The sequence below is a fragment of the Streptomyces sp. BBFR51 genome, assembly GCF_044591655.1.
Taxonomy (GTDB): Bacteria; Actinomycetota; Actinomycetes; order Streptomycetales; family Streptomycetaceae; genus Streptomyces.
Genome location: NZ_CP172448.1, coordinates 2,714,003 through 2,728,907 on the forward strand (window position 1 = coordinate 2,714,003; position 14,905 = coordinate 2,728,907).

The following is a 14,905-nucleotide window of genomic DNA, read 5'->3' on the forward strand; positions in this document are numbered from 1 at the left end:
GGGGGGTGTTCTTACGGGGGGAGCTCTACTGGCCGGCGAGTCCTGTGTGCGCCACGCCCGCCACGATCTGGCGCTGGAAGAAGACGAAGACGACGATCAGCGGCAGGCCCGCCATGAGGCCGCCGGCCATGAGCTGGGCCCACTGGATGCCGTAGGAGTTCATGACGGTCGCGATGCCGTTCGGCATGGTCATCAGGTCGGGGTTGTTGGTGACCATGTAGGGCCACAGGAAGTTGTTCCACGAGCTGATGAAGGTGAAGATGCCGACCGCCGCGAGCGAGGGGCGCGACAGCGGCACGATGATGGTGAAGAAGACCCGCCAGCGGCCGGCGCCGTCGATGAAGGCGGCCTCCTCCAGCTCGCGCGGGATGCCCTGGAAGAACTTGTAGAGGATGTAGACCATCGCGGCGGGCGCGCACTGCGGCAGGATCATGCCCCAGTAGGTGTCGACCATCCCCATCTGCTGGACGGTGGTGAACAGGGGCACGCCGAGCACCGCGGGCGAGACCATGAGGCCCGCCATCACGACGCCCATCAGGGCTCCCTTGCCGCGGAACTCGGTGCGGGCGAAGCCGTATCCGGCCAGCGCGCTCACCAGCAGCACGACGGTCGTCACGCAGACCGACACGACCAGGGAGTTGACGAACCAGTTGGTGATGTTGCCGGTCTCGAAGAGGGCCTGCCAGGCCTGGCCCGTCCAGTCCTTCGGCAGCCAGTGCGTGGGCACCTCGACCGCCTCGGTCTCCGACTTGAGCGAGGTGAACAGCGCCCAGGCGAGCGGGGCGAGGAACACCGCGCAGACGGCGGTGCCGATGAGCGTGAGCACGATCTGGCTCGGCGTCCAGGCCCGGCGGGGCCTGGTGCGCGTCGGTGCTGCGGCGGTGGTCATCGGCCGCCCTCCTCACGGTTGCGCAGCAGCCACATCCGCGCGAGGGCGACGGCCGCGATGAGCACGAAGAAGATGATGGAGATCGCGGAGGCGTAGCCCACGCGGTAGCTGGTGAAGCCCTCCTCCAGCGTGTACTGCACGAAGGTGCGGGTCGATTCCTCGGGGCCGGGGCCGAAGTCCTGGATGACGACGGCCTGGTCGAAGACCTGGAGCGAGGCGAGGATCTGCAGGGCGACGACGAGGCCGGTGATGTTGCGCAGCATCGGCAGCGTGATGTGGACGATGCGGTGCCAGGCGTTCGCGCCGTCCAGCTTGGCGGCCTCGTAGAGGTGCGGGGGGATGCCCTGGAGCGCGGCGAGGTAGAGCAGGAAGCTGAAGCCGACCGTCCACCACAGGGTGGTGATGACGACCGCGAGCAGGGCGTACGACTTGTCGGTCAGCCACGGTGTCTCGATGCCGAAGACGTGGTTCACCATGCCGGTGCCGGGGTTGAACAGCCACTGCCACAGGTTGGCGGCGACGGTGGACGGCAGCAGGAACGGCAGGAAGAAGCACAGCCGCCACAGCCACTTGCCGCGTTCGATGTGGTGGGCGAGCATCGCGAGGAGGAAGGCCAGGACGGTGATGCAGGGCACGACGAGGAGCGTGAAGTACGCGCTGTGGCCGAGCGCGTCCCACATCAGCGGGTCCTGGAGGGCCTCGCGGTAGTTGTCGAGGCCGATGAAGCTCGCGCCGTCGCCGGAGATGTTGGCGTCGGTGAAGCTGAGGTAGAGGCCGCGCAGCAGCGGCCAGATCACGAAGAGCGCGAACAGGGCGAGGAACGGGGCGACGAACCAGCCGCCGTGCTGGAATCCCTGCCTGCGGCGGACGGTGGCGCTGTCCGCGGCGCTCTTCGCGCGGGCCGGGCGGATGATCGTCTCAGCGCTGGTCGTCGTCATGCGACCGCACCTCCCTGCGCGGCGGTACGGCCGTCCATGGGGTTCTTCGTGGCGAGCAGCTCGGTGAGCGCGCCCTTCATACGGCGGGCGGCGGCCTCGGGTTTGGCCGAGCCCACCGTCGAGGAGACGACGATCGGTCCGACGCGCTGCGCGAGGATGCCGGTGGAGCCGGCGAACCACACCTTCGGCTCGGTGGCCTGGTGGTCCATCGCGCCGACGTACTCGTTCTGCGGCTTCAGCTTCTTGTACGCGGCCGTGGACAGGGTCGGGGTGTAGGCGGGTATGTGTCCGCCGGCCGCCCACTGCCGGGCGTGCTTGACGACGTAGGCGGCCAGTTGGTGCGCGCCCTCGTTGGTGGCGCCGCCGCGGTCCGCCTGGTGCGGCAGGACGAAGGAGTGCGACTCGGCGTGGGTGGCCTCTTTGCCGAAGACCGGCGGCAGCGGGGTCGCGCCGTAGTCGACCTTCGCGGCGTCGAACACGGGCACGGACCAGTTGCCCTCCCACGCGAAGGGAGCGCCGTTGACGAACTGTTCGGCGCCCGCGCCGCCCCCGAAGCCCGGGTTGGCGTAGCCGTCGGCGACGTGCCGCCGCAGGAACTCCAGGACCTGGACGGCCTTGTCGGTGTCGAAGGTGACCTCGGTCTTGGCGTCGTTGAACCAGGTGCCGCCGAGCTGGGTGTAGAAGGCGACGAAGAACCACCACTGGAAGTTCTGGTCGTTGTGCCACAGGCCGATGGTCTGCAGCCCCTTCTTGGTGGCCTTCTTGGCCTCCTTCAGCACGTCGAACCACTCGTCGGTGGAGGTGACCGGCACGATCCTGCCGTCGTCGCCGAGCAGGCCCGCCTTCTTCAGCACGTCCCTGCGGTAGAAGCAGAGCTGGACGTGGATGTCGAGCGGGAGGGCGTAGAGCTTGCCGCCGATGACGGCACGCCGCCACAGCTCGGGGTTGAAGTCGGCCTCCTTCACGCCGTACTTGGCGAGCAGGCCGACGTCCCAGGGGTCCAGGAGGCGGCCGGGCGAGAAGCCGGTGACGCGGCCCAGGTGCATGACGCCGAGGTCCGGCGCGCGGCTGCCGGCGGCCGCCATGGCGAGCTTGGTGTAGAAGGGGCTGCCCCACTGGAGGGTGGAGTCCTTCACGTCGATGCCGGGATGGTCCTTACGGAAGGAGTCCAGCATCGCGATCATGTTGTAGCCGTCGCCGCCGCTGAAGAGGTTCCAGTAGCGCACACGGGTGTCCGCTCCGGAGGCGAGCGCGTCGGCTCCGGTGCCGAGCGCGGCGAAGCCGAAGCTGCCCGCGACCGTCAGACCGCCCGCCGCGGCCAGAAAGTGCCTGCGATTCAGGCCAGGTCGTCCCATGCCCTGCCCTATCTGCTCATGAGTGTTGGAGACAATGGGTGTTCGAAATATCGAATGATGCCCGTAACTTCGAACGGGACCGTAGGTGTGAAGCGCTTGCGCGTCAATGGTTCGAGCAGGAACTCGTGCGGGAACTCCTGCGGGAACTCCGGCAGAACTTCCGGCAGGACTTCCGCGCGCGCCGCTCGCCTGACGCGGACACATCCGGCCGCGTAGGCTCGGACGGCCTTGTGCGCGCCGGCGAGGAGGAGCGGGGGTACGCGATGGAGTCCGCGGACGCGGCCACGGGCCCGGCCTCGTTCCTCAGCGCGTTCTACACGTCCTTCTGGTGGATCCCGGCCGCCGTCCTGGCCGCCGCTCTGGCCATCAAGCTGCCGACGATCATCCGGCTCTGGCGGGACCCCCTGCTGCGCGCGGTCGGCGGTCTGCTGCTGCTCGCCTGCGCCGTGTTCGTGTTCGTGGCGCCCTCGACCATCGTGTGGGTCAACCGCGTCACCGGCGTGCCCAACATCTCGGCGCCCTGGGTGTATTCGCTGCTCACCGCGTTCTGCGGCTCCTGCCTCGTGCTGATCATCGCCTGGCGCGACGGGCTGCCCGAGCGGTCCGCCCGCACCCGCCGGGCCGTCCGCCGGGTCGTCGTCGCCTACGGCGGTGTGATCGTCGCCCTGTGGGTGCTCTTCGTCCTCGCGGACGTACCCGTGGAGCGCACCCGCGACCTGGACACGTACTACGCCAACACGCCGTTCATGCGCGAAGAGATCGTGTTGTACCTCGTCGCGCACACCACGGCCGTGCTCATCACCTCACGGCTCATCTGGACCTGGATCCGCACCGGAGGGTTCGATGCCTGGCTGCGCTGGGGACTGAGGTTCCTGGGTGTGGGCTACGCGCTGAACCTGGCCTTCGACGCCGCCAAACTCACCGCCGTCGCGGCCCGCTGGACCGGCAACGACCTGGACCGGCTCAGCCTGGACGTGGCTCCGGCGCTGGCCTGCCTGTCCGCGGTGTCGATCGCGGTCGGCTTCATCCTGCCCCATGCCGGCCAGTACCTGAACGAGCGCTGGCGGATCCGGCTGGCCCACCGTGAACTGCGGCCGCTGTACCGGCTGATGCGGACCGTGCACGGCTCCGGAGTGCCGTTCGTCCTGCGGGCCGGCCCCGAGCTGCGGCTGACCCGCCGTGAGACCTTCATCCGCGACGTCCTGCTGCCGCTCGCCAGGCACGCCGACGAGCGCCTGGGCGAGCGGTCCCACGCCGCCGCCCTCGGCCTGGGCCTGACGCCGGAACGGGCGAAGGGCCTCGCCGCGGCCGTGGTGATCCTCGACGCGGTCGAGTCCCGGCCCGGCGCGGGCGGCACGCACGGCACGCACGACCACGACACCACGAACCTCCTGCGCGAGATCGGGCCCGCCTCCCGTGCTCTGCGCCACCCCGACACCCTCCGGGAGATCCGCGCCCGCGCCGTGGCACCCCGGGACACCGCGGCGGTCACCGAGTGACCCTGCCGCACGCGGAACTGGCCGGGACGGCACCCGTCTTGGCATATTGCACTGGTGACCGAGCGACATCCAGGGGAACGGGGAGACAGTGGCGCGTACCAGGAAGGAGATGCGTCGTCTCGCTGACGCCCTCATCGACCCCATCCGGGTGGCGGTGCCCGCGGATCCCGAGGTGTTGTTCGAGGCACTCGTGGCTTCCGTGAGCGCCTGGCGAGGACGGGACGTGATCGTGCACCGGGCGGCCTTCCCGCCGCACACCGCAAGCGGACTGTGGCTGGAGCGCGAGGGGCACGACGACATCGTGGTCGACGAACGCGCCGCCGTGTGGCACCAGATCGTGATCCTCTGCCACGAGGTGTGGCACATGAGCCGCCGCCAGGCGGACGCGGAGGCCGACGGAGGCGGCAGCGGTCGGCCCGGGTCGGTCGCAGCCCGCACCGATTTCAGTCTGGCCGAGGAACAGGAGGCGGACCGCTTCGGCATGCTGATGGGCCGTCGGCTGCGCACCTGGCTGGAGGCGTCCACCGACTCGGTGTTCGCCACGGCGGGCGAGCACGACGACGCGCGGGACAACCCGCAGGACCTCGCCGGACGCATCGGTGCCGCGCTCAACTACCGCGGGACGACGAGATGAACGGCCTGATCAACTACATCAGCTGCGCCGCGCTGTGGCTCGGCCTGGTGGTGAAGGCCCCCGACCTGCTGCGCCACCGCCGCGACCCGTATCTGCGCGCCATCTGCGCGGTGCTGGGGCTGGCCGGCCTGTGCTTCCTGCTCGGGGCGCCGCCGACCGTCGGCGCCGTCAACGAGCTGAGCGGGGTGCCCAACCTCGCGGCTCCGATCACCTACGCGGCGATCACCGGCTACTGCGCGGCCTCCCAGGTCCTCGTCGTCCACTGGCGCGGCGGGCCCCACGTGCGCCGCACCGCGCGCCGCTGGGCCCTCGCCTACGCCGCCGTGGTCCTCGGCATCGCGGTGACCTTCGTCCTCGGGGACGCGCCCGTGGAGCGCCGTACCGACCTGGACACCTACTACGCGACGACCCCGTTCATCGCCGCGATGATCGTGCTGTACCTGCTCGCGCACCTCACCGCGGTGACCGTCACCACGCTCACGTCGCTGCGCTGGGCGCGCCGGGTCCGGGGCGGGCTGCGGGCGGGCATGACGCTGCTCGGGATCGGTTCGCTGTGCGGCGCCGGCTACAGTGTGGCCAAGCTCGTCGCGGTGGGCGCCCGCTGGTCCGGGCACGACTGGTCGGCGCTCGGCACCACCGTCTCCCCTGCCGCCGCCGGTCTCGGCGCCCTCGTGACGGTCGTCGGGGTGCTCGTGCCGCTGGTGGCGCCCCGGGCGGCCGAGTGGCGGCGGGCGGAGCGGACGTACGCCCGTCTCGGGCCCCTGGAGCGCGCGCTGGACGATCTGCTCACCCGCCGTGCGCTGCGGCTGCCCCGGCCCCGGTTCGCCTCGCCCGGCACCCGGCTGGTGTGGCGCCGGACCAGCATCCACAACGCGCTCGGCCACCTGGACGCGTACTTCGACCGGGACCTCTACGACCGGACCCGCGCCGGTGTGCTGGCGGCGACCGGCGATCCGGAACGGGCCGAGGCGGCCGCCTGGGCCGCGGTGATCACCGACGCGGTACGGCACGAGGCGGACCCGCGGCGCGAGGCCCCGGCGTCCCGCGACACCGGCCCGCCCCTGGACCGGACCCCGGGCCAGGCCGCCCTCGGCCGGATCGCCGACGTGCTGGCCGGCACCGCACCGTGGCCGGCCGCCTCCGCGGTGCCGAGCGGTACGACCACGGCGGGAACGGCGTGAACGGCGGCGGTCGCGTCGACGACCCCTCCGGCCACGGCGAAGAGGTCCCGTACGAAAGGAGTTGTCCGGCGTGAGTCTCGTCGTGTACCTGGCGGCCCTGGTGTTCGCCATGACCTCCGTGCTGCTGTTCCGCCGCCCGCGCACGGCCATGCGGAACCCGCTGACCCTGTCCACCTGCGTGGCGGTCGTCCTCGGCGCCCTGGTCTTCGTCTGCGCCGCCCCGGCCACCCTCTCCGCCGTCAACGAACTCACCGGCGTCCCCAACTTCGGCGCCCCGCTGACCTACGGAATGCTCTCCGCGTACAGCTGCGCCGTGCTGGTGCTGCTGATCAACTGGCGGGGCGGGCCCCGCGAACTGGTGCGGCGCATGGTGCTGCGCAGCATGGCCGCCTACGGTCTGCTGGTGGCCGCCGTCGTCGTGCTGTTCACGCTCGCCGACGCCGACACCGAGCGGCTGACCGACCTCGACACCTACTACGCCGGCACCCCGTTCATGCGGGAGATGATCCTGCTGTACCTGCTCGGGCACAGCGCGGCGATGCTGGTGATGTGCGCCGTCTGCGTCAAGTGGGGGCGCGAGGTGGGCGGCCTGCTGCGGACCGGTCTGCGGCTGATCCTGCTCGGCGCACTGCTGGACGTGGTGGGGTTCCAGCTGACCAAGTACACGGCGGTCGTGGCCCGTTGGTCGGGTCACGATCTCGACTTCCTGTCCACCACGGTGGCCCCGCCGATGGCGTCGCTGGCCGCGCTGCTGTGTTCGGCGGGGTTCCTGCTGCCGCGGCTGCTGCCTCCCGTGCTCGCCCACTGGCGGGGGCTGGGCGACTACCGGCGGCTGGATCCGCTGTGGTTTCTGGTGCGTTCGGTGTCCACCGCCCCCGAGCCGCCCACCGCCTTGTGGCAGCTCCCCCAGGCCCGGCTCCAGTGGCGCGAGGTGTCCATCCACGACGGCCTGCTCGCCCTGGCGCCGTACTTCGACCACCAGGTCCGTGAGCGGGTACGGGACACCGCCCTGCGCGCGGGGCGTTCCCCGCACGAGGCCCGGCTGGCGGCGGAGGCGGCCATGCTCGCCGACGCCGCGCGCCGGGCGGACGCCCACGAGGAACCGCCTCAGACCTCCGGGACGTATCGCCTGCACGCCACCGAGGTCTCCGGTCCGAGCGGGCTGGTCGAGCTGGCGCAGGCACTGCACCGGCCGCCCGCCGGGGCAAAGGCGCCCGACGGCGCGGTGCCGTCCGCCGTGACCGGAACCATGACCGAACCCGAGGAGCCCCATGTCGCGTAGAGCTGTCGTCGTCGGTGCCGGCCTGGCGGGCATGCTGGCCGCGGCCGTGCTGTCCGCCGCGGGCGTGGAGGAAGTCGTCGTGCTGGAGCGCGACGACCTGCCCGAGGGCCCCGAGCAGCGTCGGGGGCTGCCGCAGGGGCGGCACGCGCATCTGCTCATGGCCGGCGGGCTGGCCGCCATGGAGGAGATCGTGCCGGGTGTGAGCCTGCGCAAACGGCTGCTCGCCGCCGGAGCCCACGAGATATCCCTCAGCTCGGGCATGCTCGCCCTCACCCCGGAGGGCTGGCTGCGCCGGTGGCGGCGCGAGGGGCCCGTGATGCTCACGTGCACCCGGGCGCTGGTGGACTGGACGCTGCGGGCCGCGGTGCTCGAGCAGTCCGCCGTCGAGGTCCGCAAGGCCGCCGTGGTCGGGCTGACCGGCTCCGCGGGGCACGTGCGGGGGGTGCGGATCGCGGGACGGGACGGAGAGGCGGACCTCGACGCCGACCTGGTCGTCGACGCGAGCGGGCGCGGTACCCGCGTCCTCGCCTGGCTGGACGGTCTCGGGCTGGCCGGCGTCCGCACCCGGACGGTCGACTCGGGACTGGTCAACGCGTCGCGGCTGTACCGCGTACCCGCCGGAGCGGAAGGGTTTCCGCTGACGATCGTGCAGGCCAACCCCTATGTGTCCCGACCCGCCCGGAGCGCCATGGTCATGCCGGTCGAGGGGGACCGCTGGCTGGTGAGCTGCGGCGGCTCGCGCGGTGGTGAGCCGCCCGCGGATCCGGCCGGCTTCCTGCGGTACACGCTCGATCTGCCGGACCCGATCGTGGGGCGGCTGATCTCGGGGGCGCAGCCCCTCACCGATGTGCACCTGAGCCGGTCGACCAGCAACGTACGGCGGTACCTGGAGAAGGCGCCGGGCTGGCCGGAGGGTTTCGTGGTCCTCGGGGACGCGCTGGGCACGTTCAACCCGGCGTACGGGCAGGGCATGTCGGTGGCCGCGTTCGGCGCGCGGGTGCTCGGCGGGGAGCTGGGCCGGGCCGACCGTCTCGGCGAGCCCGGTCTCGCCCGGCGGGTGCTGCGGGGCGCGGCGCGGTCGGTGGAGGCGGCGTGGTCCATGGCCGTCGGCCAGGACGTCCTCTACCCGGAGGTGCGCGGCGGGCGGCCGGGCGGCGCCGACCGCGTCCTGACGGCGTACACGCGACGCGTGATGAAGGCGGCCGCGGGCGGCTCCTACCCGGCCGCCTCGGCCCTCTGGGACGTCACCAGCATGCGCACGCCCCCGACCCGGATGTTCCACCCCGGCACGGTCCTGGCAGCCCTCGCCGGCGCCCCGCTCCCCCCGCTGACCGGGCCCCCGCTGACCGCAGGTGAGCGCGAGGTACTCGCCGGGCTGGACCGCACGGGACGGTGACCTCACCCCACGAACGCCGCCTGCGCCACCCCCGGCACGGTCCTGGCAGCCCTCGCCGGCAGCCCGCTCCCCCCGCTGACCGGCGCCCCGCTGACCGCGCGTGAGCGCGAGGTACTCGCCGGGCTGGACCGCACGGGACGGTGAGCTCACCCCGCGAACGCCGCCTGCGCCACCCCCCGCCCCGCGCCCGGCACCACCAGCAGCGAGCCTGCCAGGGGGTGCGGGGCCGCTAGGCCCACTCGGGCGGTGGTGATGTACAGGTCGGTGAGGCCGGGGCCGCCGAAGGCGCAGGCGGTGACCCGGGGGACGGGGAGGGGGATCACCCGGTCCAGGTCGCCGGACGGGGTGTAGCGGCGGACCGCGGCGCCGTCCCACAGGGCGACCCACACACAGCCGTCGGCGTCGACGCACAGGCCGTCGGGGAACCCGGCGCCGTCCTCGATCACGGCCAGGGGGCGGCGGCCGGTGATCCGGCCACTGGCGGGGTCGGTGTCGAAGACGTCGACACGGCGGGTCGGTGTGTCGATGTAGTACATCAGCCGGCCGTCGGGGCTCCAGCCGGTGCCGTTGCTCACCGTCACGTCGTCGAGGAGGACCTCGGCCGTGCCGTCGCCGGTGACGCGGGACAGCGTGCCGCCGCCCGCCGCCTCGTCGTAGCGCATGGTGCCGGTCCACAGGCTGCCGTCGGGGGCGACGGCTGCGTCGTTGCCGCGGCGGCCGGGGACGGGCTCGCGGTGCAGCCAGCGGAAGGTGTCGTCGGGGTCGAGCAGGCCGATCCCGTCGCGCAGGTTGAGGACGAGGCCGCCGCCCGCGCGGGGTTTGACGGCGCCCACGTGCTGGTCGGTGCGGCGGAGTGTGCGCCGGCCGGTGGACGGGTCATAGGTGTGGACGCGGGAGTTCAGGATGTCGATCCACAGGAGGCGGTCGGTCGCCGGGTCCCAGGTGGGGCCCTCGCCGAGGGCGGCCTCCTCGTGGACGGCCACCTCGAAGGCCGTGCCGGTCCCCGTCATGCCGCGCTCCGGTGGCCGAGCCGCTCGGAGAGGTCGGCGGCACCCTTGACGGCGAGCTGCTCCAGCTCGGCGCGGCGCTCCTCGCTCCAGCGGATCATGGGCACGGAGATCGACAGCGCGGCGACGACACGGCCGGTGCGGTCGCGGACCGGGGCGGCCACGCAGGAGACGTCCGGGTTGGACTCGCGGCTCTCCACCGCGGTGCCGCGCTCACGGATCGCGGCGAGGGCCTCGCGCAGGGCGGCCGGGTCGGTGATGCTGTTCGGGGTCATCGCGGCCAGCTCGGCACCGTCGGGGAAGCGCGCGGCGACCTCCGGCTCGGGGAGGGAGGCCAGCAGCATCTTGCCGACGGACGTGCAGTGGGCGGGCAGCCTGCGGCCGGCCGCGGACACCATGCGCACCGCGTGCGTGGAGTCGACCTTGGCGATGTAGATGACGTCGGTGTCCTCCAGGATCGCCACGTGCACCGTCTCGTCGCAGGTCTCGGCGACGGTCCGGGCGACCTGCTGGCCCTCGGCGGCGAGGTCGAGGTGCTCGGCGTAGCGGGCGCCGAGCTGGTACGGGCGCACGCCGAGCCGGTACCGTCCGGGCTGCCCGGCGACCGGGACGATGTACTTGCGGGCGGCGAGCGTGGTGACCAGCTCGTGCACGGTGGTGCGCGGCAGCTGGAGCCGGCGCACGATGTCGGGGGCGGAGAGCGTGCCGTCCCCGTCGAGGAAGAGCTCCAGTATGTCGAGAGCCCGGGTCACGGCTGGTACGAGTCGTCCCATGTCCGGCCCCCTCCCTAGGTGTCTCAGGCGCCTGCGGTGAAGAACCCCGATGTTCGAGATTTCAACAGACGATCGGAATGGCGAACACAGGCTACTCACACCGTGTTTCCCGGGGCAATGGGCGTGCGCCCCGTCCATGGTCCACGATGGTGCCCATGCCCCCGCCGCCCATGCCCACGCCCACCGGAAAGCAGCCCGCCGGTCCGTTCACCCCGCGCGACTTCCAGCTGGTGCTGCTGCGCCGCATGGCCGACCACAATCCGGGCCCGGTGGAGGACGCCCGCCGCGAGCTGGGCGCCTCGCTCGCCGAGATGCGGGAGGCCAACAGGCGCTGGCAGGCGATGCTCCGCTCCCCGCGCTCCCGCTCGGCCGCCTCCCGGTACCGCTCCGTCCTCGGCGAGCCCGAGTCCACCGCGCCCCGCCGGATCGGCGACCTGGAGTGCGAGGCCCGGCAGTGGGCGCTGCCCCTGTGGCCCGGCCTGCGCTTCGAGGTCCTCGTCGCCGACCGGGGCGTCGTCTGGAACGAGTGGCTGGTCCGCGCCCCCGGCGCGCGGCGACCGGACCTGCGCACCCTGGACGACCTGACGCCCTGGTCCTGCACGGTCGACGAGGCGGCCCGCGCCTTCGCCCCCGCCCGGCCGCTCCAGGGCTCGGCACCGACCCGGTGGGGGCTGGCCTTCACCGCCCCGGACGGGGACGGCACCCCGCGCGAGGTGGTCGCGGAGTTCACGTGGGGGCTGCTGCAGCGAACGGCGGTCGGGTCCTAGCGGACGGCCGCCGCGAGGACCGCCTCGACCACCCTGGGCACGGACTCGGGGTGCAGCCACAGGAACAGGTTCGGCTCGACCAGCTCCAGCTCCATCACCTGCGGCCGCCCGTCCTCCCCGTCCACCAGGTCGACGCGGGCGTACAGCAGCGCGGACGCGTCCGGTACGACGGCCAGGGCGCGCTCGGCGACGGCGAGTTCGGCCGGGGTCGGGGTCCAGCGCTCCAGCCCCGGATGGGCGACCTTGCGTGCGTCGTACGGCGTCCCGGGGGTGAGGACGGCGCCCTTGCGGGACGCGTGCAGCAGGCGCCCGCCGAAGAACTGAAGCGCCCGCTCGCCGGCGGTGTCGATGCCGCGCACGTACGGCTGCACCATCGCCGTGAAGCCCTCGGCGTGCATCCGCTCCAGCTGCCGTACGGCGGTGGCGTGTTCGTCGGGGCCGTAGCGGGCGGCGAAGCGGGCGCCGGCCCCGGAGGTGGGCTTGACGACGTACTCGTGCCCGTCGGGCAGGCCGGCCGGCTCACCGGGGGCGACGTACCGGGTGGGGACGGTGGGCACGCCGGCCGCCGCGAGGTCACCGAGGTAGCGCTTGTCGGTGTTCCAGCGCACGACGGCGGGCGGGTTGGCCAGCCGTGTGACCCCGCCGCACCGCTCGGCCCACGCGGTGAACTCGTCCGCGCGCCAGCTGTAGTCCCAGGTCGAGCGGATCAGGACGAGGTCGAAGGAGCCCCAGTCGACGCCGTCGTCGTCCCACACCTCGGCGGACGCGCGGGCCCCCGCCTCCTCCAGCGCCCGCACCAGGACGGGCAGATCGCGGTCGGCACTGATCTGAGGGCCGGGACGGCAGGTCACCAGGGCGGTGCGGGGGCCGGTCATCGCTCGTCCTCCGGGTCCCAGTCCAGCAGGCGGACCTTGGCGACGGTGCGGACGTGGCGGCGCATCGCGGTGGCGGCCTGCCGGGGTTGGCGGGCGGCGACGGCGTCCAGGATCGCGCGGTGCTGGTCGAGGGAGCGGCCGGGGCGGCCGGGCTGGCGCAGGGACTCGGTGCGGCTCTCGGCGATCTGGTGGGCGATGGAGCGCATGAACTCGGCGAGCAGGCTGCTGTGCGCCGCCGCCGTGACCGCCGCGTGGAACAGCCGGTCGCCCTCGACGCCGTGCGCGCCCCGTTCGATCTCCTCGGCCATCACGTCGAGCGCGGACCGCATCGCGGCCAGGTCGTCCTCCGTGCGGCGCTCGGCGGCCAGTTCGGCGAGCTTGGTCTCCAGCGCCTCGCGGGCCTCCAGGACGTCGGGGAGGCGGCGTCGGCGCTCGACCATCTTCTCGACGGGTTCGACGTCGAGGCTGTCCCGGACCAGATAGGTCCCGCCGCCGTGCCGTGCCTCCACCAGGCCCTGGACCTCCAGGACCACGATGGCCTGCTTCACCGAGGCGCGGCTGACGCCGAGGCGCTGGGCGAGGTCCCGTTCGGGCGGAAGCCGGTCGCCGGCCCGCAGGCCGCCGTCGGTGACGTACTGGCGCAGCCGCTCCAGCACCTGTTCGTACAGCCGCTGTCTGGTCATCGGACGCAGGGCGTCGGTCACGAGATCCCCCTCTCGACGGGAGCGTAGCACCGGGACTTCGGTGGCCGAGTGGCTGAGCCAATCGTTGCGCGACCCCTTGACGCGGGCCCGGGGCGGGCCCACGCTGACCAGCCAACCGCACCATCCAAGTGGCTCAGCCACTCAGCCAATCAGGTCAGCACTCGGGAGCCCCCGCATGTCCCCCGAACTCATCTCGATCCTCGTCCTCGTCGTGGTGTTCGTCATCGCCACCACCCGCTCCGTCAACATGGGCGCGCTCGCCTTCGCCGCCGCGTTCGGGGTGGGCACGCTCGTCGCTGACCTCGACGCGGACGGCATCTTCGCCGGCTTCCCCGGCGACCTGTTCGTCGTCCTCGTCGGCGTCACCTATCTGTTCGCGATCGCGCGGGCCAACGGCACCACCGACTGGCTGGTGCACGCGGCCGTACGGCTGGTGAGAGGCCGGGTCGCGCTGATCCCGTGGGTGATGTTCGCGCTCACCGGCGCGCTCACGGCGATCGGCGCGGTCAGCCCGGCCGCGGTCGCGATCGTCGCGCCGATCGCGCTGAGCTTCGCCACCCGGTACTCGATCAGCCCGCTGCTCATGGGCACGATGGTGGTGCACGGCGCGCAGGCCGGCGGGTTCTCGCCGATCAGCATCTACGGCTCGATCGTCAACGGCATCGTCGAGCGCGAGCACCTGCCGGGCAGCGAGGTCGGCCTGTTCCTCGCCTCGCTGATCGCCAACCTCCTCATCGCGAGCGTGCTGTTCGTGGTGCTCGGCGGGCGGAAGCTGTGGGCGCGCGGGGCGGTGGCGCCGGAGGACGGCGGCGGCCTGGGCAAGGACGCGGAGCAGCCCACCGGCGACGGTGCCGGCGCAGGCACGGGCGCAGGCACCGGCGGCTCGGGCACGGGCCGCGCCTCGGGCCCCGAGGCCGGTGGCGGCACCGCCCCCACCGCCGTGGCCGTCCGCCCCGAACAGGACACCGACGGCGCCGGCGCCACCCGCCTCACGCCCGCCCGGATCGCCACCCTCGTCGCCCTGGCCGCCCTCGTCGTGGCCGTCCTCGGCTTCGACCTGGACGCGGGTCTGACCGCGGTCTCCCTCGCCGTGCTGCTGAGCACCGCCTGGCCGGAGGACAGCCGCCGCGCCGTCGGCGAGATCGCCTGGTCCACGGTGCTGCTGATCTGCGGTGTCCTCACCTACGTCGGCGTACTGGAGGAGATGGGCACCATCACCTGGGCCGGTGAGGGCGTCGGCGGCATCGGCGTCCCGCTGCTGGCCGCGGTGCTGCTCTGCTACATCGGCGCGATCGTGTCCGCCTTCGCCTCCTCCGTGGGGATCATGGGCGCACTGATCCCGCTCGCGGTGCCGTTCCTCGCGCAGGGCGAGATCGGGGCCATCGGCATGGTGGCGGCGCTCGCGGTCTCGGCGACGGTCGTGGACGTCAGCCCGTTCTCGACGAACGGCGCGCTGGTCCTGGCGGCGGCGCCGGACGTGGACCGCGACCGCTTCTTCCGGCAGCTGATGATGTACGGAGGGATCGTGGTGGCGGCCGTGCCCGCGCTGGTGTGGCTCGTGCTGGTCGTGCCCGGCTTCGGGTAGGCCCACCTCGAAACCGGCAG

Annotated in this window: 14 protein-coding genes; 7 read left to right on the top strand and 7 right to left on the bottom strand. The window is 72.8% G+C overall.

The window, feature by feature from the left end; translation table 11 throughout:
• Positions 1 to 25 precede the first annotated feature (25 nt).
• Genes ACGH7X_RS12425 through ACGH7X_RS12435 form a run of 3 tightly spaced genes read right to left on the bottom strand, consistent with a single transcriptional unit; the run spans position 26 to position 3,182 of the window.
• Entirely contained in the window at positions 26 to 889 is an 864-nt protein-coding gene (locus ACGH7X_RS12425) for a carbohydrate ABC transporter permease (RefSeq protein ID WP_399884647.1), read from the bottom strand.
• On the bottom strand, positions 886 to 1,827 hold the full coding sequence (locus ACGH7X_RS12430) for a carbohydrate ABC transporter permease (RefSeq protein WP_399884649.1): 942 nt from the start codon (positions 1,825 to 1,827) through the stop codon (positions 886 to 888). The genes ACGH7X_RS12425 and ACGH7X_RS12430 overlap by 4 nt, the downstream gene beginning before the upstream one ends.
• On the bottom strand, positions 1,824 to 3,182 hold the full coding sequence (locus ACGH7X_RS12435; protein ID WP_399884651.1) for an extracellular solute-binding protein: 1,359 nt from the start codon (positions 3,180 to 3,182) through the stop codon (positions 1,824 to 1,826). Before ACGH7X_RS12435 ends, ACGH7X_RS12430 begins: the two co-directional genes overlap by 4 nt.
• A 263-nt stretch (positions 3,183 to 3,445) precedes the next feature.
• On the opposite strand from ACGH7X_RS12435, the gene ACGH7X_RS12440 reads away from it, so the two are divergent.
• From ACGH7X_RS12440 to ACGH7X_RS12460, 5 genes are all read left to right on the top strand, one after another.
• Positions 3,446 to 4,681 carry an MAB_1171c family putative transporter gene (locus ACGH7X_RS12440; protein ID WP_399896972.1) on the top strand — a complete coding sequence of 412 codons (1,236 nt, stop codon included), beginning with the start codon at positions 3,446 to 3,448 and terminating at the stop codon, positions 4,679 to 4,681.
• A 109-nt stretch (positions 4,682 to 4,790) separates the two neighbouring features.
• Positions 4,791 to 5,315 carry a toxin gene (locus ACGH7X_RS12445; RefSeq protein ID WP_399884653.1) on the top strand — a complete coding sequence of 175 codons (525 nt, stop codon included), beginning with the start codon at positions 4,791 to 4,793 and terminating at the stop codon, positions 5,313 to 5,315.
• Entirely contained in the window at positions 5,312 to 6,496 is a 1,185-nt protein-coding gene (locus ACGH7X_RS12450) for an MAB_1171c family putative transporter (RefSeq protein WP_399884655.1), read from the top strand. Before ACGH7X_RS12445 ends, ACGH7X_RS12450 begins: the two co-directional genes overlap by 4 nt.
• Positions 6,497 to 6,566: 70 nt before the next feature.
• Positions 6,567 to 7,778: an MAB_1171c family putative transporter gene (locus ACGH7X_RS12455; protein WP_399884657.1), complete on the top strand. Its 1,212-nt coding sequence runs from the start codon at positions 6,567 to 6,569 to the stop codon at positions 7,776 to 7,778.
• Entirely contained in the window at positions 7,768 to 9,174 is a 1,407-nt protein-coding gene (locus ACGH7X_RS12460) for an FAD-dependent monooxygenase (RefSeq protein ID WP_399884659.1), read from the top strand. The genes ACGH7X_RS12455 and ACGH7X_RS12460 overlap by 11 nt, the downstream gene beginning before the upstream one ends.
• Positions 9,175 to 9,320: 146 nt before the next feature.
• Here the strand turns inward: ACGH7X_RS12460 and ACGH7X_RS12465 are convergent, their stop codons facing one another.
• Together ACGH7X_RS12465 and ACGH7X_RS12470 are read right to left on the bottom strand one after the other, a co-directional pair.
• Positions 9,321 to 10,184 carry an SMP-30/gluconolactonase/LRE family protein gene (locus ACGH7X_RS12465; RefSeq protein ID WP_399884661.1) on the bottom strand — a complete coding sequence of 288 codons (864 nt, stop codon included), beginning with the start codon at positions 10,182 to 10,184 and terminating at the stop codon, positions 9,321 to 9,323.
• The gene (locus ACGH7X_RS12470; RefSeq protein WP_399884663.1) at positions 10,181 to 10,954 is read right to left on the bottom strand and encodes an IclR family transcriptional regulator; all 774 of its coding nucleotides are present in this window, start codon (positions 10,952 to 10,954) and stop codon (positions 10,181 to 10,183) included. The genes ACGH7X_RS12465 and ACGH7X_RS12470 overlap by 4 nt, the downstream gene beginning before the upstream one ends.
• 155 nt (positions 10,955 to 11,109) lie before the next feature.
• Here ACGH7X_RS12470 and ACGH7X_RS12475 point away from each other — a divergent pair, with 155 nt between their 5' ends.
• Entirely contained in the window at positions 11,110 to 11,721 is a 612-nt protein-coding gene (locus ACGH7X_RS12475) for a hypothetical protein (RefSeq protein ID WP_399884665.1), read from the top strand.
• Here the strand turns inward: ACGH7X_RS12475 and ACGH7X_RS12480 are convergent.
• Entirely contained in the window at positions 11,718 to 12,596 is an 879-nt protein-coding gene (locus ACGH7X_RS12480; RefSeq protein ID WP_399884667.1) for a RimK family alpha-L-glutamate ligase, read from the bottom strand. The genes ACGH7X_RS12475 and ACGH7X_RS12480 overlap by 4 nt on opposite strands.
• Positions 12,593 to 13,300, bottom strand: a complete 708-nt coding sequence (locus tag ACGH7X_RS12485; RefSeq protein WP_399884669.1) for a FadR/GntR family transcriptional regulator — start codon at positions 13,298 to 13,300, stop codon at positions 12,593 to 12,595. The genes ACGH7X_RS12480 and ACGH7X_RS12485 overlap by 4 nt, the downstream gene beginning before the upstream one ends.
• A 175-nt stretch (positions 13,301 to 13,475) precedes the next feature.
• On the opposite strand from ACGH7X_RS12485, the gene ACGH7X_RS12490 reads away from it, so the two are divergent.
• Positions 13,476 to 14,885, top strand: coding sequence for an SLC13 family permease (locus ACGH7X_RS12490; RefSeq protein ID WP_399884671.1), 1,410 nt, complete (start codon positions 13,476 to 13,478; stop codon positions 14,883 to 14,885).
• Positions 14,886 to 14,905 lie beyond the last annotated feature (20 nt).